This is a genomic window from Rhodohalobacter sp. 614A, from assembly GCF_021462415.1.
Classification (GTDB): Bacteria; Bacteroidota; Rhodothermia; order Balneolales; family Balneolaceae; genus Rhodohalobacter.
In genome coordinates this window covers 205,376-227,512 of the sequence record NZ_JAKEDS010000003.1, presented here as the reverse complement: position 1 = coordinate 227,512, position 22,137 = coordinate 205,376, and the positions used below count along the sequence as shown (strand labels likewise).

The 22,137-nt window shown below is 40.8% G+C and carries 24 protein-coding genes; 8 read left to right on the top strand and 16 right to left on the bottom strand.

Annotation, left to right across the window (positions count from 1 at the left end; translation table 11 throughout):
• The first annotated feature begins 13 nt into the window (after positions 1 to 13).
• Positions 14 to 2,566: a serine/threonine-protein kinase gene (locus L0B18_RS14805; protein ID WP_234572574.1), complete on the top strand. Its 2,553-nt coding sequence runs from the start codon at positions 14 to 16 to the stop codon at positions 2,564 to 2,566.
• 31 nt (positions 2,567 to 2,597) lie between these two features.
• On the opposite strand, the gene L0B18_RS14800 is transcribed toward L0B18_RS14805, so the two are convergent.
• The 7 genes from L0B18_RS14800 to L0B18_RS14770 form a co-directional block, all read right to left on the bottom strand.
• The gene (locus L0B18_RS14800) at positions 2,598 to 3,209 is read right to left on the bottom strand and encodes a CPBP family intramembrane glutamic endopeptidase (RefSeq protein ID WP_234572573.1); all 612 of its coding nucleotides are present in this window, start codon (positions 3,207 to 3,209) and stop codon (positions 2,598 to 2,600) included.
• Positions 3,210 to 3,220: 11 nt separating this feature from the next.
• Positions 3,221 to 4,333 carry a Gfo/Idh/MocA family protein gene (locus tag L0B18_RS14795; RefSeq protein ID WP_234572572.1) on the bottom strand — a complete coding sequence of 371 codons (1,113 nt, stop codon included), beginning with the start codon at positions 4,331 to 4,333 and terminating at the stop codon, positions 3,221 to 3,223.
• A gap of 58 nt (positions 4,334 to 4,391) precedes the next feature.
• Entirely contained in the window at positions 4,392 to 5,387 is a 996-nt protein-coding gene (locus L0B18_RS14790) for a putative nucleotide-diphospho-sugar transferase (RefSeq protein ID WP_234572571.1), read from the bottom strand.
• Complete coding sequence (locus L0B18_RS14785) at positions 5,384 to 6,112, bottom strand: sulfotransferase domain-containing protein (RefSeq protein WP_234572570.1); 729 nt, start codon at positions 6,110 to 6,112, stop codon at positions 5,384 to 5,386. Before L0B18_RS14785 ends, L0B18_RS14790 begins: the two co-directional genes overlap by 4 nt.
• Before the next feature lie 133 nt (positions 6,113 to 6,245).
• Positions 6,246 to 7,193, bottom strand: coding sequence for a response regulator (locus L0B18_RS14780; protein ID WP_234572569.1), 948 nt, complete (start codon positions 7,191 to 7,193; stop codon positions 6,246 to 6,248).
• Between the two features lie 231 nt (positions 7,194 to 7,424).
• Complete coding sequence (locus L0B18_RS14775; protein WP_234572568.1) at positions 7,425 to 7,679, bottom strand: hypothetical protein; 255 nt, start codon at positions 7,677 to 7,679, stop codon at positions 7,425 to 7,427.
• A gap of 235 nt (positions 7,680 to 7,914) precedes the next feature.
• Positions 7,915 to 8,565: a phosphoribosylanthranilate isomerase gene (locus L0B18_RS14770; RefSeq protein ID WP_234572567.1), complete on the bottom strand. Its 651-nt coding sequence runs from the start codon at positions 8,563 to 8,565 to the stop codon at positions 7,915 to 7,917.
• 98 nt (positions 8,566 to 8,663) lie between these two features.
• Between L0B18_RS14770 and L0B18_RS14765 the strand changes: the two genes are divergently transcribed.
• On the top strand, positions 8,664 to 9,188 hold the full coding sequence (locus tag L0B18_RS14765) for a hypothetical protein (RefSeq protein ID WP_234572566.1): 525 nt from the start codon (positions 8,664 to 8,666) through the stop codon (positions 9,186 to 9,188).
• A gap of 124 nt (positions 9,189 to 9,312) precedes the next feature.
• Positions 9,313 to 10,446, top strand: coding sequence for a M23 family metallopeptidase (locus L0B18_RS14760; protein WP_234572565.1), 1,134 nt, complete (start codon positions 9,313 to 9,315; stop codon positions 10,444 to 10,446).
• A gap of 164 nt (positions 10,447 to 10,610) precedes the next feature.
• Here the strand turns inward: L0B18_RS14760 and L0B18_RS14755 are convergent, their stop codons facing one another.
• The 5 genes from L0B18_RS14755 to L0B18_RS14735 form a co-directional block, all read right to left on the bottom strand.
• A complete protein-coding gene (locus L0B18_RS14755; protein ID WP_234572564.1) occupies positions 10,611 to 10,952 on the bottom strand; it encodes a hypothetical protein in 342 nt (113 codons plus the stop codon).
• A 136-nt stretch (positions 10,953 to 11,088) separates the two neighbouring features.
• A complete protein-coding gene (locus L0B18_RS14750) occupies positions 11,089 to 12,006 on the bottom strand; it encodes an alpha/beta hydrolase (RefSeq protein WP_234572563.1) in 918 nt (305 codons plus the stop codon).
• Between the two features lie 60 nt (positions 12,007 to 12,066).
• Entirely contained in the window at positions 12,067 to 12,627 is a 561-nt protein-coding gene (locus L0B18_RS14745) for a DinB family protein (RefSeq protein ID WP_234572562.1), read from the bottom strand.
• Between the two features lie 115 nt (positions 12,628 to 12,742).
• A complete protein-coding gene (locus L0B18_RS14740) occupies positions 12,743 to 12,892 on the bottom strand; it encodes a hypothetical protein (RefSeq protein WP_234572561.1) in 150 nt (49 codons plus the stop codon).
• A 30-nt stretch (positions 12,893 to 12,922) separates the two neighbouring features.
• Positions 12,923 to 14,431, bottom strand: a complete 1,509-nt coding sequence (locus L0B18_RS14735; protein ID WP_234572560.1) for a S41 family peptidase — start codon at positions 14,429 to 14,431, stop codon at positions 12,923 to 12,925.
• A gap of 82 nt (positions 14,432 to 14,513) precedes the next feature.
• On the opposite strand from L0B18_RS14735, the gene L0B18_RS14730 reads away from it, so the two are divergent.
• On the top strand, positions 14,514 to 14,936 hold the full coding sequence (locus L0B18_RS14730; protein ID WP_234572559.1) for a hypothetical protein: 423 nt from the start codon (positions 14,514 to 14,516) through the stop codon (positions 14,934 to 14,936).
• Positions 14,937 to 14,972: 36 nt separating this feature from the next.
• Here the strand turns inward: L0B18_RS14730 and L0B18_RS14725 are convergent, their stop codons facing one another.
• The 3 genes from L0B18_RS14725 to L0B18_RS14715 all read right to left on the bottom strand — a co-directional run bounded on the left by L0B18_RS14725 (position 14,973) and on the right by L0B18_RS14715 (position 16,388).
• Positions 14,973 to 15,359, bottom strand: coding sequence for a hypothetical protein (locus L0B18_RS14725; RefSeq protein WP_234572558.1), 387 nt, complete (start codon positions 15,357 to 15,359; stop codon positions 14,973 to 14,975).
• Between the two features lie 20 nt (positions 15,360 to 15,379).
• Entirely contained in the window at positions 15,380 to 15,895 is a 516-nt protein-coding gene (locus tag L0B18_RS14720; protein WP_234572557.1) for a hypothetical protein, read from the bottom strand.
• A gap of 109 nt (positions 15,896 to 16,004) precedes the next feature.
• The gene (locus tag L0B18_RS14715; protein ID WP_234572556.1) at positions 16,005 to 16,388 is read right to left on the bottom strand and encodes a VOC family protein; all 384 of its coding nucleotides are present in this window, start codon (positions 16,386 to 16,388) and stop codon (positions 16,005 to 16,007) included.
• 211 nt (positions 16,389 to 16,599) lie between these two features.
• On the opposite strand from L0B18_RS14715, the gene L0B18_RS14710 reads away from it, so the two are divergent.
• Positions 16,600 to 16,926, top strand: a complete 327-nt coding sequence (locus L0B18_RS14710; RefSeq protein ID WP_234572555.1) for a phage integrase N-terminal SAM-like domain-containing protein — start codon at positions 16,600 to 16,602, stop codon at positions 16,924 to 16,926.
• Between the two features lie 14 nt (positions 16,927 to 16,940).
• On the opposite strand, the gene L0B18_RS14705 is transcribed toward L0B18_RS14710, so the two are convergent.
• Entirely contained in the window at positions 16,941 to 17,378 is a 438-nt protein-coding gene (locus tag L0B18_RS14705) for a hotdog fold thioesterase (RefSeq protein WP_234572554.1), read from the bottom strand.
• A 153-nt stretch (positions 17,379 to 17,531) separates the two neighbouring features.
• On the opposite strand from L0B18_RS14705, the gene L0B18_RS14700 reads away from it, so the two are divergent.
• The 3 genes from L0B18_RS14700 (at position 17,532) to L0B18_RS14690 (ending at position 22,116) form a co-directional block, all read left to right on the top strand.
• Positions 17,532 to 19,337, top strand: coding sequence for an AMP-dependent synthetase/ligase (locus L0B18_RS14700; protein WP_304622021.1), 1,806 nt, complete (start codon positions 17,532 to 17,534; stop codon positions 19,335 to 19,337).
• Positions 19,338 to 19,389: 52 nt separating this feature from the next.
• Positions 19,390 to 21,750 (top strand): 3-hydroxyacyl-CoA dehydrogenase/enoyl-CoA hydratase family protein, encoded by a 2,361-nt coding sequence (locus L0B18_RS14695; protein WP_234572553.1) that lies wholly within the window; start codon positions 19,390 to 19,392, stop codon positions 21,748 to 21,750.
• 102 nt (positions 21,751 to 21,852) lie between these two features.
• On the top strand, positions 21,853 to 22,116 hold the full coding sequence (locus L0B18_RS14690; RefSeq protein WP_255695678.1) for a four helix bundle protein: 264 nt from the start codon (positions 21,853 to 21,855) through the stop codon (positions 22,114 to 22,116).
• Positions 22,117 to 22,137: the final 21 nt, after the last annotated feature.

Below are 22,137 nucleotides of genomic sequence, written 5' to 3'. Positions count from 1 at the left end.
AAACCCTTTAGATATGAAACCTGAACGCTGGAAAAAGATCGAAACTCTGTGTCAGAAGGCTATGGCTCTTCAGGGGAAAGAACGAACAACCTACCTTCAGAACTCATGTACGGGTGATCTTGATCTTTTCGAAGAAGTCATGAGTTTACTTGATCAGGAGGAATCGACGCTTCTTGAAACTCCTTTCGTAAAAATTGAATCGTCAATGCTGTTTGCGAATGATAAGAGTGCTCCTGATGAGATGATCGGTCCCTACAAACTTATCCGGTTATTAGGCACTGGCGGAATGGGAAATGTATATCTGGCGGTGCGAAATGATGAAGAGTTTGAACGGTTTGTCGCTTTGAAAGTGATAAAAGAGGGGGTTATATCTGATGAAGTTTTGTCACGATTCATAAGTGAACGGCAAATTTTAGCCTCGCTTAATCATCCTCACATATCCAGGTTGTTTGATGGCGGTACAACGGAGAAAGGATTCCCGTGGTTTGCTATGGAGTATGTAGAGGGAACGCCAATCCCAGATTACTGTAAGCGCCATCATTCCAGTCTTTCCGAAAAACTTAACCTTTTTTTGAATGTCTGTGCTACCGTCCAGTATGCACATCAAAACCTGGTGATTCACCGCGATATAAAACCGCCCAATATTTTAATTACTGAAAACGGCCAGCCAAAATTGCTTGATTTCGGAATAGCAAAACTCATGGATCTGGAACAAGATCCAAGGGTGACTCAATATCAAAACCGGTTGATGACACCCGAATATGCTTCTCCGGAGCAGGTTAAACACGAACCGGTTTCTACAGTCAGTGATGTCTATTCTCTTGGCGTTTTATTATACGAACTTCTTACAGGAGAGCTTCCCTATCATTTTGAAAAGCGAACACCTGCACACATTGAACATGTGATCTGTAACCAGGAACCGGCGAAACCATCAGGTGTTTCGGGAGATCCCAATTTAAAAGGAGATCTTGATAACATCATATGGAAAGCGTTGAAAAAGAATCCGGATGAACGATATTCCTCGGTGGAACAATTTGCCGAAGATATTCGAAGATACCAAAAGGCACTGCCGGTGATCGCGCGTAAAGATTCGTTGGCATACCGCTCCAGGAAGTTTTTGCGACGCCATACATGGAGTGTTGGGGTTTCGATAGTGATGACGCTTCTTATTCTGACTTTTGCTACAGTTACCTACATTCAATCGAGAACCATTGAAGCAAGAGCTGTTGAAGCAGAAAATCAGAGAGACCGAGCCGAAGAAATAAGTGATTTTTTGGTTGATTTGTTTGCTTCTGTGGATCCTTCTGAAGCCCAGGATGAATCATTGACTGCTATCGAACTTCTGCATCGTGGCGCGGAACGGGTAGAAACCGAGCTTTCTGATCAACCCGCTCTTCAAGCTAATCTGTTTCTTGTAATCTCGGATGTTTACGAAAGCCTTGGCTTGTTTGACGAAGGGATTGATCAAGCAGAACGTGCACTTGCAATTCAAAAAAAACTGTATGGAGATACACATCCTGAAGTGGCAACAAGTTTAAATGCCATTGGTTGGATAAACCATGAAAAAGGTGATTTTGACAAATCGGATTCTTTGCTTCAAACAGCCTTGGCAATGCGATATGATTTATTTGGAAACGATCATCTGGATGTAGCTCGGACACTCAACGATTTGGCCGTTTTAAAACAATCTCAGGGAGATTTTACGGCAACAGATTCACTTCTCGTTCAGTCACTCGAAATTCGCAGAAACCTGCTTGGGGATGATCATGAATCTGTTGGAATCACGCTTAGTAATTATGCTGCTCTTCAATATGTAATGGGAGACCTTGAGGGAGCAATCGAATCGATGGATGAAGTATTGCGAAACTTCAGAATTAATTTTGGAGAAAAGCATTTGAGAATTGCCGTGGCTTTGAACAATCTCGGTGCTTTTTTATCGGCCAATTCAGAATTGGATAAAGCCGAAGAAGTCTATCGCGAAGCGTTGCAGATGCGGTATGATCTTGTGGGAGAGGAGCATCCTTCGATTGCTTTCAGCCTGGCACATTTGGGAAATCTATTGCGTGTAAAAAAAGAGTATGATGAAGCTGAAGAGATGATTCGAAAATCTCTTGAGTTGCGGATTAAACTGCTTGGGGAAGATCATGTAGTTGTGGGGCACAGTTACAGGGCTTTGGGAAACTTATATTTTGAGAAAGAAGAGTATGATGAAGCTGAGAAATACTTTGCCCTTGCTCTGAATACCTTTCGCAATCTGTTTCCTGAAGGCCATACGGATAATGCAGATGCGCTGCATTTGTTAGGAGAAGTATACCTGAAGATGAACGATCCATCGCGGGCTGAACCTGTTTTTCGTGAGGCAATGGAAACAAGGATTAAATTTTTTGCTGATGGAGATACACGAACAGCCGATTCGATGATCAAACTGGGTGTTTCTCTGGTTGACAGAGGTGAGTATATTGAAGCGAAAGAACTTCTGATAAACGGTATTGACATCATCAATCATTCCGGAAGAGACATGGCTCAATTAAAAACACTCGCAGAAGAAACGCTTGCGGGACTTTGATTTCGAGATAGACCGAAAGATTCAAATAAGCTTATCCTTCGATGACTTCCTTTTCTGATTCAATATCGTGTTTGATGCCATAGAGCACGACAACATCATAAATAAAATGGGCAGCAATGGCCGAAATCAAACCGAAATAAATAAAAAGCAGGCCCAGAACCATACTGAGTCCCAATGTAAAGAGAGAATAGAGAACATGAGTTGTTGATTGAACCCGGATGTAGCCGTGAATGCCGATGAAAAGGATTGATGTCCACCAAATACCAATCAACGGCTGGATAGCACCACGAAATAGAATTTCTTCAGAAATCCCGGCAATCAGGGACACATACATAATTTGGGCCGGCGACAGCGATAATTCTTTGATCTGTCGAATAATGGCATATTCGTCCAGGATTTCCTTAAATGATTGGAGGCGAATCATCAGAACTCCAGCCAACCCGATAAGTGCGCCGCTTCCGAGCCCGATTGCTGCTTGGACAAGAATATTGGAACCCCGGAAAAAGATGGCTGCGAGGTGACTTTCCTGTATAAACAGGATGATCAGGTTCCCGATAATAACCCAAATAACTCCGGATAGAATAGAAATGACGACTAATTTTCTGCCATCAATAGGTACTTCATTTTCAGAAAAATCTGACATAAAATGATTCTCTAATTATTCAGAATGATTGTTTCTCCTGATTCAGCCGACTTTTTTGCGGCTTCTAAAATTTTCATCACAATCATATTATTTTCAAGTGAAGACAAATCAGAATCTTTAATTATTACATCTCCTCTGACAACTGCAGCAAGATAACTAAAGGGATCGTTATCGGGATAATTGCGAGGTTCGAGAGAAGTTCTTTGAACCGGTTCTTCATGCGTTCGTGTTTCCATTGTTACGCTGTCAAGTGAAAATACATAACCTGTCTCGCCATAAACATACATATCTTTCCGACTGAATGGCCAGTTCCACGATGCCTGGATTATTCCCTGTACACCAGGATACGTGAGAATAATGGTCGCCTCATCATCCACCTTTGGGTATACATCCGGTTTATGAGTCTGGGTTACTGCGGTGACGGAAACCGGTTCCTGCCCATCCATCAACCACGTTATTAAATTAGCTCCATAGCAGCCAAAATCCATAATAGCTCCACCGCCATTGAGAATAGGATCTGTCAACCAGGATAGAAACTCATCACTAACGCCAATTTCTTTTGGGCCTTCATGCCCGTCGTTAACCACTACTTTTCTGATGTTACCGTAATCACTGTCATCTTCAAATAATCCTTTTACTTCATGATTACTCGCATACCATGTTGTTTCGTAATTGGTAATGAGATGGATGTCATGCTCCTCGGCAAGCTGTTTCATCTTTATAGCATGGTCAAGATTCACGGCAAGTGGTTTTTCAACCATCAGATGAATTCCCATCGGCGCAACTGTTTCAGTAAGTTTTAGGTGATCGAATGTGGGGCCAAAAGCGGTGACTGCTTCGGGCCGGGCTTGGTTTAGCATTTCGGAAAGATCAGTGAAATGCAATTCCGGGTCCAGGTCATACATCTCTTTATAGCGCAGCCAGAGTTCTTGATTTGGCTCATAAATCCCAACGATCATAATATCATTTTGATCATTCTCCCGACCAAACAGCCAATGGACATGATCGTGAGTTAAACCGGCTACTCCAATTCGGACAGGCTCGTTTTGTGCATTTGATGCGGTTGGATGGATTCCCATTAAAAAAATCAGGATAAGACAAAAGAATAAAATTTTGGAATACATGGGTCTGAATAGAATTTAAGTATGATTTCAAATGGAGTGTAAAACAAAAAATGCAGTATCACCACAATTTACTATCAAGGAGATGTTTGAAGCTATAATTAAGAGTCCGTTGTGTGTCAAGAACTTTCGTGAACGTATTCGGTTTTCTTAATACTCCAAATTCAGAAATTTTTTTATTGATAATGCGTCCATTTGCAGTTGTGTTAAGTAATTCTTCAATGGGATTCCGGCCATTATTATTTCTGAATTCTCTATGGTAATGTAATGAGCTCAGATTTTTAAAATTCTCAACGAGATCATCAGAATATGAAGGATTGATAAAAGAAAATATCTGATGGTTTAATGTGTCTTCCAACATTTTAACATTCAATTCCATTTGAGATATGGTTGCAGACAAAGTGGACTGTTCTACAAAAAAAAGACCGTGGTTTGGCTTTAACCCGGTTCGCATTACTTTCAGAAAATTCTCTTTCCATTTGTTGAACAGATTGAGTTGCGATTTTACAACCACGTGGCCGCTATTATAATATTCGAGGATTTCTTTATTGTCGCCGGTAGACCGAACTTTTCTTTCTACTTTCACGTCCAGTAATTCGTAGAGTTTGTTCCAGTAATCTGCATTTTCATCATTTGGATTTTCAGTACCAATATTTTTGCTGTCAACCGGCCGAATGATCAGATCATTGCCATGAAATTGGACTAGTTCAGTCGGCTCTTTCAGGAAAAAAATATCACTGTCGAGAAAGATCAAGTTTTCCGCTTTTGTATGGGTTTCTCGGTGGGCTGAGGCCAGCGGTTTATTGGCGAGAGGGTAATCTGCAAACTCTTTATTAAGCACGTCATCAATAATTTCAACCTCATATTTTTCAAAAAACCGAACGATTTTACGGCTGATCTTATGATGCTTTCGGGGTTGATAACTGAATATGGGGAGATCACGAAATTTGCCCCCAAAATTCCTGACAGACCAAACCAAAAGTCTGGACATCGCTTCAAGGTTGCCCTTTTCGGTACAAATAATAATTTCAGTATTCGGCAAAGCCTTTTTGCTCATTTTTTGATCTTTTCCTCATACAAACGCTTCATTTTCCTTCTTGATTTGAAGATTCCATAAATGACGTAGAACCTGGAAAAATGGAGAAATCTCTTTAAAATATTCGTCTCTTTTCCCTTCCGTATTTCAATATCAGGAATTTTGCTAAGCTCATTTTGAAACTTTCCATACATATTTTCGAGTTGACGGAGTGTTTCGCTGGAGATTTCTTTTTCCACAGAATTTCTCACTTTCCTTTCGGGAAACATTTCAAGAGCGGATTGTGGCAGTTCTAAGAAATCAAAAATAGCAGGCAGATTTTCATAAAGTGTTTCATAGCGTATAAACAGGATTGGATTCAAGCTCGTGCTGCGATACCAATTATAGAAATGGTTACAGAAACCAAACCTGTCAACGCCCTCGGTTGCATATTCCTCAAGGGTCATGGATTCTGGTATTGGAGAATTTATATTCGATCCCTGTTGAATTTTGATGGAGTGTAAATGATGAAAATTTCTATTGAACAACGAAATGGTCGCATGGATTGGATCACCAAACAAATAGATAAATTTCTGGGACGGTTTGATGGAAACAGGAGGGTAAGCGGTGTGCTTCAGGTTTCCCGTATCATGGAGGTGATTAATAGTTCTGAATTGTGACAGAAACTCCATAAAAAATGTTGTTCCGGCGCCTCCATACGAAGTAACCACCACATCCAAATTTGCAGGTACCAGAAATGCCTTCATCAATCCCTATTCCCTATAAGCCTCCATTTGCATGAAATGTACGTTCAAATTTGCCAATAAAAAAAGCTTAGCGAGTATTCAAAGGGGAGAGGAGTGGTAACGCTGTCTGGAAAACAGTTCTCTTGTCAAAAGTTTAAGCCTTATTCGAGTACAATTTTTGATAAAGGCCCCAAAGAATGGTACCGGTTTGAATTACAAAACGGGATAACAATTTATATTCTTTCGTCGTGAAGACCCGGTTTCTTTTTAAGATAACAAACCCGAACAGTGGAGTTTCTCCAGGGATAACCATGCCATTCGTTGTGAAGGTTTCTTTATCAATTTTAAAGAGAGGAATGCCAATTTCTGAACTCAATCCCAGCTCTTTGGATGTATCCGCAAAGACACCTTTTTTCTCGGAACGTGGATTATTTGTCATGTAAGGCCGTTTAGTTCGGGCCAAATCGCGGAAAGCTCGCTCAGACATCAATTCGTTTGGGCCGAAATTCTCGGGCTGTCGGTCGCCAATAGAGAGAATCAGGCTTGGCTTCGAGCTCTGAATTTTCCAGAATGATATGTAATCAATATCAAAAGAATTCATCAGTCCCACGGCAAGTTTGCGGCAGGCAGAAAAGAAATCACCATGAATGGACTCGGTCATGATTTTCTTGATGATCATCTTAAAGTCCTGCTTGTACCGTGTGGACATATGAAACTGCTTGCCTTCTTCGAGAAGGTTTGCTTCCAGCCGGAGAATGAACTCATCTTTATTGGAGAAGACAAATTCCTTGGACACAAAGTCTACCGCTCCAAGTTCTTTCGCTTTGATTTCTAATTCCTCGGTCGCTTTTCCAGTCATAACCATAACCGGGATACTTCGGAGCGCAGTGTCGGTCATAATCGATTCCAGAAGCTCTATACCGGAAAGCTGCGGCATTTGAATATCGAGCAATACAAGATTGATGGAGTGTTCAGCAATAAGGTCAATTCCTCTTTGGGCATTCTCGGCGAACATAAGCTTAAAGTCTTTGCCGAGCATAGCCTTAAGCAATACATGAGTGGATTTCTCATCATCAATAACCAAGATAGTTTGCTGCTTCATGTAGAATCGACTTTGAACCTTGCTAAATCTTATAAAAAAGCTGGCGTACGTGTTTCGCTAAATATATTAAAATTTTTTAAGCCACCGTGATCTTATTTCCAAGAATAAGATTGTTTTCTTTAATAAATGTTACATATAAAAAACGAAGATCACTGTCATCCGAGTATATACAGCCAACCTGTATCTTTCTGTTAAATAAATCAGATTGGTGATGACGAGATCAGTGATTATTTACGCTCTCTTAACCCACTTCATCATACTTATTTTCTTTGAAAAATAAAATTCATTAAGCACTTTTTTTGGGCTCTGAATCTTTTGACAAATCCTTCTTACAGATAGAGTAGCGGACTTCAATACTTGCAAAAAGTTCCGAAATAAATTTCTTCGGAAGTCATAATAATCCAAGTTTTCTAAATTGTTTTCCTCATCATTTTGTTGATCAGCATTTACTTCAAGAGGATAGAAGCTACGTGTTTTTTGATTCATGTAATGGGTATGTCTGGTAATTTATTGATTAAAGATTTAATCGAATCATTTTATGTACTGAAGTAGGCTCAATTACCATAAAAGGAGGGAGAACTTAACTTATTTAAGTTAGAATGAATACAATGAATAACGATCTAATTATTTGTTGCTCAATATGTTGATGTGTTTTATATAAAATAAATATAGATCATACCTTAATTATTTAAGTGCTAGAGAAATGATAATTTATATGCATCTATTTCATTATCATCGCCATAAATTTTTCAAGTTTTTGTGGATCTAGTGATCCGTTTGTGCGAACTCCACTACACACATCCACGCCAAAAGGCTGAACGGTATCAACCGCATTTTTTATATTTTCCGGATTTAAACCACCGGCGAGAAAAACAGGAATGGGTGATTGGTCTACAATTTTACGGCTGACCTTCCAGTTATGGACCCGGCCGGTTCCGCCAAGTTCTTTTATTTTCAAATTTGGGTTCCCACTGTCCAGCAGTAAGGCGTCGGCTTCATCAAAGAAAGATGCGGCTGTATCAATAGACGTTTCATCAAGTACATGAATCACCTGAACACGTTTTACATTTGGCAGATTGGCTTTCAGATATTCATGGGTTCCTCTTTTTGGTGTATCCACAATTTGGATGGTATTTGTAGCCGTTCTCAAATGATGTTTTACGATTGAGGGACCATCTGTTTCGCTCGTTAAAAGAAAAGTAGCTATTGGTGGAGGTACTTGGGCGGCGATCTGCCGGATGTTTTGGTCATCGATACATCCGGGCCCGCTTGGCATTTTGCCTACCAGCCCAATGGCAGAAGCCCCAAAATCGATTGCGAGTTTAGCTTCATGCTCAGATGAAATACAGCAGATTTTAATTCGGGGTTTCATGATTTAATAGATTGTCTTCGTCACAAACAATTCGGATTGAGGTGATGAATATTTACATTTCTAATTGTCATTTTATGATATCCACAAAAAGAGATCTTATGAAATATACATTTTTGTTCCTCGCCTTAAGTTTTGGTTTATCGATACAATGCCATTCTCAAAACGTAATGGATGATCGTGAACCCTCCGAATATTTTGATTTTTGGGTGGGGAAATGGAAAGTAAGCTGGGAGGAAGGCAATGGAATGGGTAAGGGTACAAATCACATCGAAAGAATCTTAGATGGTACAGTCATTCGGGAAAATTTTAGAATATTGGAAGGACAGAATACCGGATTTCAAGGCACCAGTATTTCTGTTTATCAACCAAGACTGAACCTATGGAAACAGGTCTGGGCCGACAACCAAGGCGGCTATTTCGATTTTACCGGTAAAGTTGACGGCGAGAAACGGATCTTTCAAACGGAAATTTCTGAACGTGAAGATGGCAGCAGAATCACTCAGCGGATGGTTTTCTACGATATCACAAATGGTTCTTTGACGTGGGATTGGGAGTCCTCAACAGATGGCGGTGAGACATGGACATTGAACTGGCGCATTTTCTATGAGCGAATGGATGAATGATGCAGTTCATTCCGAATATGACCACATATCTCATTGATCTGCTTTTTGACGGATGTATTGGAACAAGAGAGGCTTCATTCGGATTTAAGTGGATAGGATATCTGAAACTTATGGCCCATTATGTATGCTGTCCAGTCGTTACTTATTTCTATTAATTCTCGGTTTGATTCTGTTGGTTTCCTCGTGTACCAGGATTAAAGACCTGATTAATCCGCCTTCACCGAGAGAGGTTTACTCCCGGGAGTTCAATGAGAATCATCCGCAATTCAATGAATGGCAAAGAGCTTATGAAAGGAGTCTGGGGGATAGCCTTAAAATTTTGCCACCCTATTGGGAAATCGGCCACTTTCAAAGAAATGAGATCAATGTTTACAGTTATGAAATAGATTTGGAGCATGGAGAAATATTTCATTTTGAAATGGCGGCAGACTCTGTGAATGCCCGGATCTTTGTTGATTTTTTCCGTCAGACTGATGACAGTTTGAATAGCTATGAACTCGTAAAACAAAATGGGCCGGATGACAGAATGGTCCGTTTTGAAGTGAAGGATACGGGTATCTATAAAATACTGGTTCAACCGGCGCTTGATGTTCAAACCCCGTTTCGCATGCGGGCGTATACTCAGCCGTCATACCTGTTTCCAGTAGCCGGACACAGCAATTCGGCAATCAGAAGTTTTTGGGGTGATCCGAGAGATGCAGGACGAAGACAACATGAAGGCGTTGATATCTTTGCTCCGCGTGGCACTCCCGTTGTTGCTGCGACAAACGGGCGCATTCGTTATACAGGAGAACGCGGTTTGGGCGGAAAGCAGGTATGGCTGCGAACGGAATTGTTTGGCGGAAAATCTCTCTACTATGCCCACCTGGACAGTGTAGCGGTATCCGGTTCAGGAAGTGTGGATGTGGGTGATACGCTGGGATTTGTCGGGAATACGGGCAATGCCAGAACGACGCCTCCACACCTTCATTTTGGTATCTATGGGCGTGGCGGAGCGGTTAATCCTATGCCATTTATTTTTGAGAGAGAGCTACCAGAAATTCAAGAACTGGCCGATGAAACCGGTCAACGGCAACTGGTCGTGAATTCAGCTGTTGCCAACTTGCGGACAGCAGCATCTCTCGATGGATTAAAAATAGGAGAAGCCACCCGGGGTGATACTCTGCATGTTCTCGGACACGCCGGAAACTGGAGGCACATAAAAACTGAGCAGCAGATGAAAGCCTACATTCACGAAAGTTTGGTTCTTCCACTTTAAAGAGAAGGTTTAATCCCTGAAGATTCTTACTAATGAGATGAAAGAAGTGGATAACGTTTAGTAATTTTTTCCGTTGATCAAGCTATGGATTGCTTCGCTTTGCTCACAACGACTTCTTTTTTCATAGTTCTGTTTTGTGAACGTTCTGCTTCCATTCCCATCAATCAGTACTTCTTAATTCGAATAAACTCAATCTCGGGGAATGTAACTCCCCAACCCCTGACTGTTTCTTCTCCGGTTAACTTAAAATCGGCTTTAATTATCACTTCATGTTCTCCCTCGTCCAGATAATCGGAGTAGTCATCCGGTTCGCCCGGCGCGCCGTACTCCACCTCATCAACAATAAAAAGCATCCCGGCACCATCAGCAGCGGGTGGTCCATTCCAACTTAGCGTACCAATTTGATTACGGAAAACATCCTTTGAAGATTTTACATTCGTAGTGCTGCAAGCTGAAAAAAGAAGTGGGGCAACAAAAAGAATCAAAGCTAAAACTGTAGATTTCATACATGCTATTTTTTAGGTACTGCCAGATTGTTATTCTGATATTATATTCTCAATCATTCATGTCATGAGCATATCTTATCTACATACACTCGATGATTCTCAGATACCTATCCAAAACCTTTGTGAATCAACCTGTTTACTTATCCACATATTGCAACCAATCGTAAAGCCGGTCGGTCCAGCCTTGCAGATGTCCCTTGCCGAGACCTAATGCAAATCCGTGTCCACCTTCTGGATAGATATGCATCTCTGATGAAATTCCGTTCTCATTCAACGCTTTATAAAACATCAGGCTGTTTTGAACAGGTACAGCGGTATCGTCGGAAGCATGAATAAGGAACGTTGGGGGAGTCTCTTCTGTAACCTGCGTTTCATTGGAGTAATATTCAATCATTTCGTCGTCAGGATTATCGCCCAGTAAATTATTCAGGGAGCCCTGGTGTGTAAAGGATTCCTTCATTGTAATCACGGGATAAACCAAAATCATAAAATCGGGCCGGGCACTCATCGTATCGATAGAATCTTTATCGTCGATCGTCTCTTCACGGTTAAAATGTGTGCCAAGGGTAGAGGCCAGATGTCCGCCGGCCGAGAAGCCCATCACACCAATTTTATTTTCTGAAAGATTCCACTCTTCTGCATTTGCGCGAACAGTTCGTATAGCCCGTTTTGCATCCTGCAATGGAGCCTGGTGTGGAGTGACCACAGATCCTGATATTGGCAATCGGTATTTCAAAACAAAAGCAGCAATTCCTTTAGAGTTTAACCATTTGGCGATGTTCGTTCCTTCCCAGTCGTATGCCAGAATCCTGTATCCACCTCCGGGACAAATTACAACAGCCTGGCCTGTAGAATGCCTCTTGGTAGGTAGGTAAATCTCCAGTGTAGGTACCTGAACTTGTCCAATTCTGAGAATATCATTTATTTCGTGGATTTCTGTTTTGTCCGTTTGTTGGGAATTTGGAATCTCATCCGGCCAGAGCGGAAGTACTTTTTGGCCGTATGAAATATTGAAAGCAAAAAGAAAGATCAGGGACAGAGTAATTTTTTTCATATTTATAAATCGTTTATTGTTATCCACCAATAAAGAAAAATAAACTCAAAAACACATCTCCTAATCATCATAGATTGCACCTTTGGGATATAAATCCCCTTGTCCATTTACGTCACAAACCGAGGATTTCTTTGCTTTTTTGATCAGTTTATAGGCCCAGTCGTAATGGCTGGATGTTGCTGACACAAGGTAAGCTCCCAGAGATGTAGAGCCGGTCCATCGATAATGTTTCTTTTCAAAAAGTTCATTATCTGTATGGTGTTCAACAATTTTCCGGATTTCTTGATATGATTTATCCAGCGCCTTCCGAATGTTTTCCAAATCAGATGTATTATAATTTTCCCAGATTTTCTTATTCAATTCAGGAAGGGTTTTCCAGGTGAATCCTTTGGCGGGCATATCCGGTTTCTTGTGTTGCATGCCAACGCTGTACCATTCAAGAAACATCAGGTGCCATTCGTGCAGGTGGGCAAGTACATCACGGATATTTCGATTCATCGTACCTTCGGGAAAATCAGCGTGCTTTTCTTCGTCAGAAAATGAATCGATGTAATCATTTAGCTTTTGATAATTCTCTTGACTGAGCTTCAACAATTCCTCTTTGTTCTTTGGCCTTGGCATTGTTCTACCCCTCTCAATTTTGTTGTGATTAGAACGTCTCCTCCGTTTAAATTACATAAAACCCGAATAAAAAGGGCAGACGGAGGATGATTTATGCCAAGTGAATTCTCTTTATCTACTCTGCGGAATCATCATTCAATCCGAGATTTTTTATCTCTTCTGGCAGGATATACATCTCTTTTTCATACTTGCGCAAATCGCGGCTGTCTTTGAAAGCTTCTCCCCGGAAATTGTGTGGTTTCGTTTGGTGAAATTCGAGTTCCAAAGAGAGGGACTAATGCTATTGGAAGAAAACTTATTTTTTTAATTTTTTGAGATCTTCTGGAGAAATATACATGCCATTAGTCGCTCTGTTATTTTCCGTACTAAACTGGATGGCTTTTCTTCTGAATTGGGTCTGAGCTGTTTTTGCAATGATACCACCATTAATGTCCGTCAGCGCTGTGCCTAATAACGGTTCATTTTCATCGCCTAAAGGAGGGAGATTTTCCAGATATTCATATTCTATAACTTCATAATCAGGCAAAAAGCCTTCACCTTCAGATTCTCCATTTCTGTTTACCAATTTCCCCACAATCGGTTGTAATGCATAGTTATGAGTAGGATTGATATTTGCACCCTCATGATATGGCACATCAGAATCAAATAATGTTAATGAAATATCATCTTTGCCAACTGTTTGATCGCCGATCACAATCACATCGATATAAGCCCGGAGGCTGTTAATGACCGATTCACTTGCAGAGGCCGTTCTGTAACTGGTGAGAACATACAGGCGGTCTAATGAAAGTTTGTTGATCGGAAAGGTCGCGTCTGTTAGGTTCCCTTCAGAATCATAAATAGGGCCTTCGTCTAAAAAGCTGACTACTTCCTGATAAAGGGGATTCCGTTTTGAATTAAAGCTGTAGCGTCCGAATTCATTTGAACTTCCAAGGCCTGAAATCATAGATGTCAGTAGCTGGCTTGTAGTCACAGCTCCACCGCCGTTATACCGAAGATCCAGAACAAGTTCGTCAATTCCTTGGGATTTAAATTCCCCAAACACATCATTCAGGTCCTGATGCGAATTTCTTTGAAAGGAATTGTACAGTAAATAACCCACACTGGCTGCTCCGGTGTTAATCACTTTTGACATATAAATGGGATCTTCGAATACATCCCCAGCCTGAACGGTTTTTGTTTCTCCATTGGGGGTGATGACACGGTTATTGTAATCGGCAAGACCGAGTTCAAGACTGCTTGATGAAAGAAGGTTTCCGTAATTATTCCTGTTTAATCGGGTTCCGTTAATGTGGCTAAATACATCTCCCCGTTCGATTCCGGCAGCTTCAGCCGGTGTATCAGGAATTACATATTGAACATAGCCGAAAATTTCAGTTTCACCTTCAAATCCAACCAAACCGTACTCAAATCCGAAATTGTATGACTCGCCCTGTTGCTGGGCCAGAAATACCTTATAATCATCTATAAAAAATGAAAAATCGTCTTCACCAAACTGTGCTAATACTGCCTCGCTAAAACCATTTTCTTTATTGAATTGTAAATCTTCGAACACACCTTCGGGATGGTTAAAATCCATCAAATAATTGTGGTAATCCTGTTCATTTTCAAAAAAGCTTTTATTATCACTTAGCTTTGGCACTTGTTCCTGCCAGTAATACCAGTAGTTCATGGCTTCCCACACAAATTGTTTTTCTTGGGGAGCTTCTTCAATTTCATCATCTGAGCCGGTTGAACTGTCTTTACAGCTGAGTAAAGTTGAGAGAAAAAGGAGGGCCAGTGAAATACTAAAAACTTTTTTCATACGATATTCTTTTATTATCTGTTGATGATGTAAGGATAATATGATAGAACAATGAGAGTTCAATTCACATAATTTAAAACTTATGAGAGTCATCTTTATTACTATTATTTCATTTGTAATAATTTTGTTTGGCTGTTCAACCGCCAAAGAAGCGTCTATTGAGGGGCTTGAAGTCATTCAGGCAAATTTCAGGCACTGGAGCGAAGCACCGCTTGTACAGTCCGATGTGCGGGAAAGGGGGACGGATCTTGCATTAATTGTAAACGGTTTGCCCGACGGGGCGAACCCGGAGTACATTATTTTCCGAAAGAAAAAATCTTTTCCGGCAGAAATTACCGATACCACTGAAAATGGTGTGCGTATACAGGCGCGAATCATTATGAGGTCTTCGGTGCTCGCTGAAACTTCAGAAACCGTGGACAAATCTGACCGGCTTGTGTTTAGAAATGCAGATGGTAAATCAAGCTACATCGAAATTGAAGAGTGGTCTCGTATGGACGAATGATCTCCTGAGAAAGGGGTTGTCATCCATTTTGCCGGTTTATGCCGCAGAAGTAAAGTTCATTCGTATAAATGCTGCAGCTAAAAAAGTGTATAACATGGCAACCACCATCAGGAAACCAAACTGATCGGCATCAAATATAAATCGGATCAAGTCCAGCGCTGCAATGAAGTGAAAAACCATATTTCCGAGAAGAATTGGTTTGCCGTAAATACCGCCAAGAATGGCATTTCTGCCCATATAATTGATGAGTCCCAAGCCAAATAAGGCGCCACCCAAAAGTTGAAAGGCTAAAACTCCGGCCTCTGTTTCAGAGGCCAATCCAAGCCAACCTCCAATTTCCTGGGGGAGAAAAGTTAACACTATTCCCAGGATTCCATTCAGAATCCCGCTGGCAACCATAATTCCTTTGTTGAATTTTTTCATATCTATAAAGCATTTTTTGTTCAGAAAGCAGAACGATCCGGAAATTTTGAGGAAATAATCTGAAACGTTCCATTAAACTTATCAAGCGTAAACTCATACCTCGCCGATGAGGCTCTGTCCTGGTAAAGAGAAGTGATCACTTTCACATTCCCGTTGGTCTCTTTTTCCAGGATTTCCAGGTCAATTGAAATACCCCGTTTTGTGATATCTGATTTATGAACGATGGGTGCACTAAATCCATACGTTTTTGTCGAAGAAGAGAGGGGTTCTACGGCTGGGTAATGGTTATCAAAGCTACTCAAAATGGCTGGGGATGGATCCGAACCGGAAATGCCAATAAAGAAATAGTCTGTTTCTATCTGTGAATGATTGGAAAGATAATCGACCAACATGGATAAGACAGACGTTTCAATCTGATGTTGTTCCTCTGTACTTAATTCTAACTTCAGGTTAAAAACGTAGACTGAGCCGATGATTCCAACGAGTGAAAGTGAAAGAATCAGGAAGTTTTGAGCTTTGATATTTTTATACCACATCAGACTGAAATCATTTTCTTGAACGCAAATGATTTAAATAATCATCACAATTCAACTTAATTTGAGATATCGAGATTTAAAAATAGCAGCTATTAAAACAAACGTGCACTTATTTCCCGGAATGCAAAGCCATGCGATTGCCTTCGGTATCTATAAAAAGTGCCATGTAACCCATCTCCGGGCTGATTTGAGTTTTTGGCCTCAGGATTTTGCCGCCGGCTTCTTCGATTCGGCCAAGTTCAATATCCACATCTTCGGAAGAAAAGTAGATAAGAACTCCGTCCTTGGTGGGGGTGTATTGTTCGTGATGAACAAGTGATCCGCCGGCGCCCTTTATGTCGTCATCCCATTGGAACCATGCCATATCAAAATCTCCCATGGTATTTCTGGAAAGTTCACAATCAAATACAGTTTCATAAAATTTGATCGCTCGGTCCATGTCCTGGGTAGGAATTTCAAACCATCCAACTGTAACTGCTTTATTATTTTTCATGATTTTAGATGTGTTAAAGTCATTGCGAGCAAGTGAATGTGCACGACAGTTCCGAATTGTTAGCTTGAGATTATTTCGTTGTGTTCGTAATGACGAGTGATTGTTTATAGAACTGAAGTAAATACTACAGATTTAGCGAAAAAAACAATCACTGAAAATTTTCTGTAAGGGATTCGTGAAATCCGGTTCATACAATTAAAAAGGAAATTTTATGAACCGAGCGCTTATTCTTTCCAAACTACGCATTGAAATTCGCCGCAAAGAGGCCGGCTATCCAACCGAGAGAACCATGATTCGTGTAGCACGCCATTTCATGGACAGGATGTCATTAACACATGCTTCCCAAATTAGAGAGTGGCATAAAGATCTCTTCCTCTCTCAATTGAAGAATGATGAAAATATTTCTGATGAAGAACTCCTGCAAACAAAATCATCACTTTTGTTTCTGTTTGAGAAAGTGTTGAAACCGTCTAGTTCTTTTATTCAGCCCAATGAAGAAGCAGAAAGAGAGCCCGGTGTATTCAGAATTACCGGATAAAATTTGATTAGTCTTCAGGCCTTTCTTCTATTCACGACGGCAAGCGTACAGCGAGAAATGCTTACCAGTTTTCCATCCTCGTTTTCAATCCGGGTTTCCCAAACCTGTGTTTGAGCTCCCCGGTGAATTGGTGTTGAAATACCCGTTACTTTTTTACCGGCAGTCACCGGACGCACATGGTTGGCATTGATTTCAAGTCCCACGACAATTTTGTTTTCATCGCTCAAATTCAAATATCCACCTACGGAAGCCAGTGTTTCAGCTAAAGCAACCGAAGCGCCGCCATGAAGAATTCCCATCGGTTGAGTTGTGTTTTCATTTACGGGCATGGTAGCGCGCATTTCAGAACGGCTCACAACAATAAATTCCAGCCCCAGGGCATGAGCCATGTTTTTTTGTTTCTTCTTAAAAAAGAGATCAAACTTTTCTCTGATTTCGTCTTCGATTTGCATTGGCCAGTCGTCTATTTACACATTTCGATTAAGCGTTGACAAAACAAAAAATAAACTTTTTTTGTAAGAAATTTTTAAAAGTCTGAACAAAATGTTACTTATCGGGTAACAGTGTCAACCAACCCCTATTCACTAAAAAAGCGGTTTCATGTCATGGATTCTGATAAACATACACTGCCGGAGATACTTTTTAAAGGGCTAGGAAAGTATCCTGAAGGGATGATTTCATCCACGAAAAGAAAAGGGAAATGGAAGGAAACCGACATATCGGAATTCAGAACAAAAGTGATCCATTTTGCTCTTGGATTGTATGATTTGGGAGTCCGCGCCGGTGATAAAGTTTCTATACATGCCGAGAATTCCACCGAATGGTTGATCTGTGATCTTGCCATTTTGTCCATCGGTGCGGCTGATGTGCCCATCTATTCCACTCAACCCGGTGAACAGATTAAGTACATTTTGCAAAATTCGGATACCGTTGTTCACATTGTATCTGACGATGAGATTTTTGCCGAGACAAAACCTCTTATCAAAAATGTGGAATCGGTAAAAGCTGTCATCTCTCTTTTTGGCACCAAGCATAAAAAATTAAAATCCTTCGATTCTATCTTAAAAACAGGGGAGAAACTTCAGCAGGAAAAACCGGATCTGTTTGATAGCCTGAAGTCTGAGGTTCAACCGGATGATTTAGCCACATTAATATATACTTCCGGCACAACCGGAATGCCGAAAGGAGTGATGCTTACGCATAACAACATTGCTTCGAATGTGTTGGCTTCGATGGATAAACTTCCATTTGGTGAAGAGGAGTTTCATTTGGAACCGGTGATTTCGTATCTGCCGCTTTCTCATGTGTTTGAGCGGATGATTGATTACATGTATATAACCATGGGGTGCAGGATTTTTTACACGGAGAACATTGAAGAAATCCGGGATGATTTTTCATATGCGAAGCCTTTTTTCCTGGCTACGGTCCCGCGGTTACTCGAGAAAATTCAGACGGGCGTAAAAGTAAAAGGACAGGAATTTTCCGGGATTAAGAAGAATATCTATTATTGGGCAATCTATCTCACGGAGTCTTATGATCCTGAACATCCTCCAAAAGGTATATCTGCTATAAAGCATAAGATTGCAGATAAGTTGGTTTATAGTGAAATCAGAGAATTGTTTGGCGGCAATTTACGAGGTGCCGTTAGTGGAGGAGCCGCACTATCACCTGAAGTGTTTAAATTTATGAATGCCATCGGGTTGGTCTGTGTACAGGGTTACGGTTTGACTGAAACTTCGCCCGTGATTACCGTGCAAAAACCGGGCGAGATGAGAATCGGTTCTTCCGGAAAACCCCTTCGCGATGTGGAAATTAAAATTGCTGAAGACGGAGAAATTCTTGCCAGAGGTCCTAACATTATGCAGGGATATTACAATAACAAAGAGAAAACTGACGAAGCGATTACTGAGGATGGATGGTTCAAAACGGGTGATGTTGGAAAAATTGACGAAGATGGTTTCCTGTATATCACAGATCGTAAAAAATCCATGTTTAAACTTTCGACCGGGAAGTATGTGGCTCCTCAAAATATTGAGAATCAATTGCTGAATTCCGGTTTTATTGATCAGGTTGTTGTGATTGGCTATAAACGAAAATTCTGTTCGGCATTGATCGTGCCGTCATTTTCAAATGTGAAAAGGCGCTTGAAACGAGATGGACATGAACTCTCTGAACCTATTTCAAAAGACAATAGAGTTCGGACATTAATTCAGAAAGAAGTGGAGAAGGCCAACCGACACCTTTCGCCGTGGGAAAGTGTTAAAAAGTTTGTAATCCTTGATCAGCCCCTGACGGTTGGCAATGACGAACTCACACCAACAATGAAAGTAAAGCGTGATGTTGTCAATGAGAAGTACAGTGAACAGATTGAGTCGATGTACGAAGATGAGGATGGGAATGGAGATGAGTAATTCTTCCCAGGAAGTGATTTTAATACAAACATTTTAGATTGACTATTCAAACATGCACAAATACAATATCCAAAATGTAGTTATTCTTGGAGCCGGCGTAATGGGAAGCCAAATTGCGGCCCACTGTATCAATGCCGGTTTGAAAGTAAAGTTACTCGACCTGAAATCTGATGATCCCGATCTGCCGAATAAAACGGCCGAAGAGGCGATTCAAAAACTTCAAAAAATGAATCCGGCGCCGCTCGCAATATCAGATTGGGCGGACAGAATCACACCTGGAAATTTTGAGGATAACCTAGAATGGATCTCTGAAGCTGATTGGGTTTGTGAAGTGATTGTAGAGCGGATGGACATCAAAAAAGAGATGATGTCTAACATTGAAAACGTTCGAAAATCTGATACAATTGTAAGCTCTAACACATCTGGCTTGCCTATTTCAAAAATTGGAGAGGATTGTTCGGAAGACTTCAGAAATCATTTTTTGGGAACACATTTCTTTAATCCGCCAAGATATATGAAACTTCTGGAAATCATTCCTACGAATGATACCTCCGGGGAAGTGGTAGAATATATGACCGGTTTTTGTGAGAAGATTCTTGGCAAAGGCATTGTTCAATGTAAAGACACACCAAACTTTATAGCGAATAGAATTGGTGTGTTTTCAATGGCATCTATCATGCCCTGGTTTTTTGACGGAAAGTTCCGAATTGAAGAGATTGATGAACTGACAGGAACTCTGACCGGATATTCTAAAGCCGCCACATTTCGAACAGCCGATATGGCTGGATTGGATGTGCTGAATCACGTTGCTGAAAATCTACTTCCGGCTGTGCCAAATGATGAGAGACGAGAGATTTTTGAATTGCCTGAATCTTTCAAAAAAATGGTAGAGGAAGGTGCTCATGGAAATAAAACCGGAAAGGGATTTTATAAGAAAACGAAAACGGAAAACGGTACTGAGTATCATGTAATTAATCCGGATAGTTTAGAATATGAACCTCAGGAAGAGACTACTTTTGATTCAGTTAAGGAGGCAAAGAAGAAGTATAAAACATCAGAAGAGCGACTTAACTATTTAGTCAACCAGGATGATGAAGTTGGAAAATTCCTGTGGGAAATTCATTGTGATCTGTTGCTTTATGCAGCAAATCGAATTCCGGAGATTACGGAATCTGTTGAATCGATTGATCGAGCGATGCAATGGGGATTCAATTGGGAATTGGGTCCGTTTCAACGATGGGATGCCATTGGCGTACGGGAATCGGTAAAACGAATGATCTCAGAAGGCCGGGACGTTCCTGATTCCATTCAAACGATGTTAGACAACGGTCGTGATTCATTCTATGAAAATGGGACCGTTTATAACCTTGTATCAGGAGAAGCAGAATCCATTCCGCCACCGGCGAAAGATGCAATTACCGTTAATATTCTAAAAAATCAAAATAAAGAGATTTGGGGGAATAAAAGTGCCGGTTTATATGATATGGGTGATGGAATTGCCCTGTTTGAATTCAGAACCAAACAGCAGACACTTGGATTTGAGTTGGTTCAATCGGTTGAGAAAGCGTGTGAAATTGTTAAGGAAAAATTTGAAGGATTAGTTATCGGTCATGACAACGAGAATTTCAGTTACGGTGCTAACCTGGCAGAGGCTGGTCAGGCATTGAAGGACGGAGATTTTGCCAGAGTGAAAGAAGCTGTTGAAAATTTTCAGAGAGTAGCGGTCGGACTGCGATATCAACCTTTTCCAGTCGTGGCTGCTGTGTCCGGAAGAACTTTTGGCGGCGGTGTTGAATTTATGATGCACTGTGACAAAGTTGTGGCCCATCACGAACTCTATGCCGGACTCGTGGAATTGGGAGTTGGGTTGATTCCAGCCGGCGGAGGCACAAAGGAATTGTTGCTTCGGGCTATGGAGAAAGTTCAGGAATCCGAAGATGCAGATCCGTTGCCATATCTAAAGCATGCGTTCAAAACTATCGGGTTAGCGAAAGTTTCTGATAGTGCACAAAAAGCAAAAGTGCTGGGATACCTTAGATCGTCAGATGCGATTGTGATGAACCGTGACTTGATCCTGAAAACAGCAAAAAATCATGCAAAAGTATTGGCTGATCAGGGATATTGTCCGCCGGTTGAACCCAAAGTTAAGCTCCTTGGAAAAACGGGCTTTAGTGTATTGAACATCATGTTGTATATCATGAATGAAGGAAATTTTGCAACTGAATACGATAAAGTATTGACAAGAAAAGTTGCCAACGTTTTAACAGGTGGCGATATCAGTGAGGCTCAGAAAGTATCTGAATCAGCCATCTTAAACCTTGAAAGAGAAGCGATTTTGGATTGTTTTCAAGATGAAAGAACCCATAAGCGAATGGAGCATATGTTGAAGACGGGAAAACCTTTGAGGAATTAGTTGAAGGCAGTAGATAGTTTTAAGTAGATGGTAGATAGTTTTAGTAAGGATTTGGTCGAACTTGGTTCATACAGATGTAAATATGAATCAAATTAAAATGAAATGTATGGAATTGTTTCTCAAATGAGACGATCTGTGGTTTCAATCAGTTCAAATATCGCTGAAGGCGCTGGGCGACAATCAAAAAAAGAATTCAAACGATTTTTGAATATTTCAAAAGGTTCGAGTTATGAATTGGAGACTCAACTTACTATTTCAAAAAATCTCGGCTTTATCAAGCAAGATCAATTTGAAGAGATTATACAATCCTTGGTTGAACTGCATAAAATGATTCACGCGCTGATTAAGACTCTCAACAAAAATTAGTCTATCTACCATTTACTTAAA

What these genes read in the sequence shown, in the direction of transcription:
- L0B18_RS14805 (WP_234572574.1), top strand. Translation starts at nt 14, where the DNA reads ATGAAACCTGAACGCTGGAAAAAGATCGAAACTCTGTGTCAGAAGGCT.
- L0B18_RS14800 (WP_234572573.1), bottom strand. Translation starts at nt 3,209, where the DNA reads ATGTCAGATTTTTCTGAAAATGAAGTACCTATTGATGGCAGAAAATTA.
- L0B18_RS14795 (WP_234572572.1), bottom strand. Translation starts at nt 4,333, where the DNA reads ATGTATTCCAAAATTTTATTCTTTTGTCTTATCCTGATTTTTTTAATG.
- L0B18_RS14790 (WP_234572571.1), bottom strand. Translation starts at nt 5,387, where the DNA reads ATGAGCAAAAAGGCTTTGCCGAATACTGAAATTATTATTTGTACCGAA.
- L0B18_RS14785 (WP_234572570.1), bottom strand. Translation starts at nt 6,112, where the DNA reads ATGAAGGCATTTCTGGTACCTGCAAATTTGGATGTGGTGGTTACTTCG.
- L0B18_RS14780 (WP_234572569.1), bottom strand. Translation starts at nt 7,193, where the DNA reads ATGAAGCAGCAAACTATCTTGGTTATTGATGATGAGAAATCCACTCAT.
- L0B18_RS14775 (WP_234572568.1), bottom strand. Translation starts at nt 7,679, where the DNA reads ATGAATCAAAAAACACGTAGCTTCTATCCTCTTGAAGTAAATGCTGAT.
- L0B18_RS14770 (WP_234572567.1), bottom strand. Translation starts at nt 8,565, where the DNA reads ATGAAACCCCGAATTAAAATCTGCTGTATTTCATCTGAGCATGAAGCT.
- L0B18_RS14765 (WP_234572566.1), top strand. Translation starts at nt 8,664, where the DNA reads ATGAAATATACATTTTTGTTCCTCGCCTTAAGTTTTGGTTTATCGATA.
- L0B18_RS14760 (WP_234572565.1), top strand. Translation starts at nt 9,313, where the DNA reads ATGCTGTCCAGTCGTTACTTATTTCTATTAATTCTCGGTTTGATTCTG.
- L0B18_RS14755 (WP_234572564.1), bottom strand. Translation starts at nt 10,952, where the DNA reads ATGAAATCTACAGTTTTAGCTTTGATTCTTTTTGTTGCCCCACTTCTT.
- L0B18_RS14750 (WP_234572563.1), bottom strand. Translation starts at nt 12,006, where the DNA reads ATGAAAAAAATTACTCTGTCCCTGATCTTTCTTTTTGCTTTCAATATT.
- L0B18_RS14745 (WP_234572562.1), bottom strand. Translation starts at nt 12,627, where the DNA reads ATGCCAAGGCCAAAGAACAAAGAGGAATTGTTGAAGCTCAGTCAAGAG.
- L0B18_RS14735 (WP_234572560.1), bottom strand. Translation starts at nt 14,431, where the DNA reads ATGAAAAAAGTTTTTAGTATTTCACTGGCCCTCCTTTTTCTCTCAACT.
- L0B18_RS14730 (WP_234572559.1), top strand. Translation starts at nt 14,514, where the DNA reads ATGAGAGTCATCTTTATTACTATTATTTCATTTGTAATAATTTTGTTT.
- L0B18_RS14725 (WP_234572558.1), bottom strand. Translation starts at nt 15,359, where the DNA reads ATGAAAAAATTCAACAAAGGAATTATGGTTGCCAGCGGGATTCTGAAT.
- L0B18_RS14720 (WP_234572557.1), bottom strand. Translation starts at nt 15,895, where the DNA reads ATGTGGTATAAAAATATCAAAGCTCAAAACTTCCTGATTCTTTCACTT.
- L0B18_RS14715 (WP_234572556.1), bottom strand. Translation starts at nt 16,388, where the DNA reads ATGAAAAATAATAAAGCAGTTACAGTTGGATGGTTTGAAATTCCTACC.
- L0B18_RS14710 (WP_234572555.1), top strand. Translation starts at nt 16,600, where the DNA reads ATGAACCGAGCGCTTATTCTTTCCAAACTACGCATTGAAATTCGCCGC.
- L0B18_RS14705 (WP_234572554.1), bottom strand. Translation starts at nt 17,378, where the DNA reads ATGCAAATCGAAGACGAAATCAGAGAAAAGTTTGATCTCTTTTTTAAG.
- L0B18_RS14700 (WP_304622021.1), top strand. Translation starts at nt 17,532, where the DNA reads ATGGATTCTGATAAACATACACTGCCGGAGATACTTTTTAAAGGGCTA.
- L0B18_RS14695 (WP_234572553.1), top strand. Translation starts at nt 19,390, where the DNA reads ATGCACAAATACAATATCCAAAATGTAGTTATTCTTGGAGCCGGCGTA.
- L0B18_RS14690 (WP_255695678.1), top strand. Translation starts at nt 21,853, where the DNA reads ATGTATGGAATTGTTTCTCAAATGAGACGATCTGTGGTTTCAATCAGT.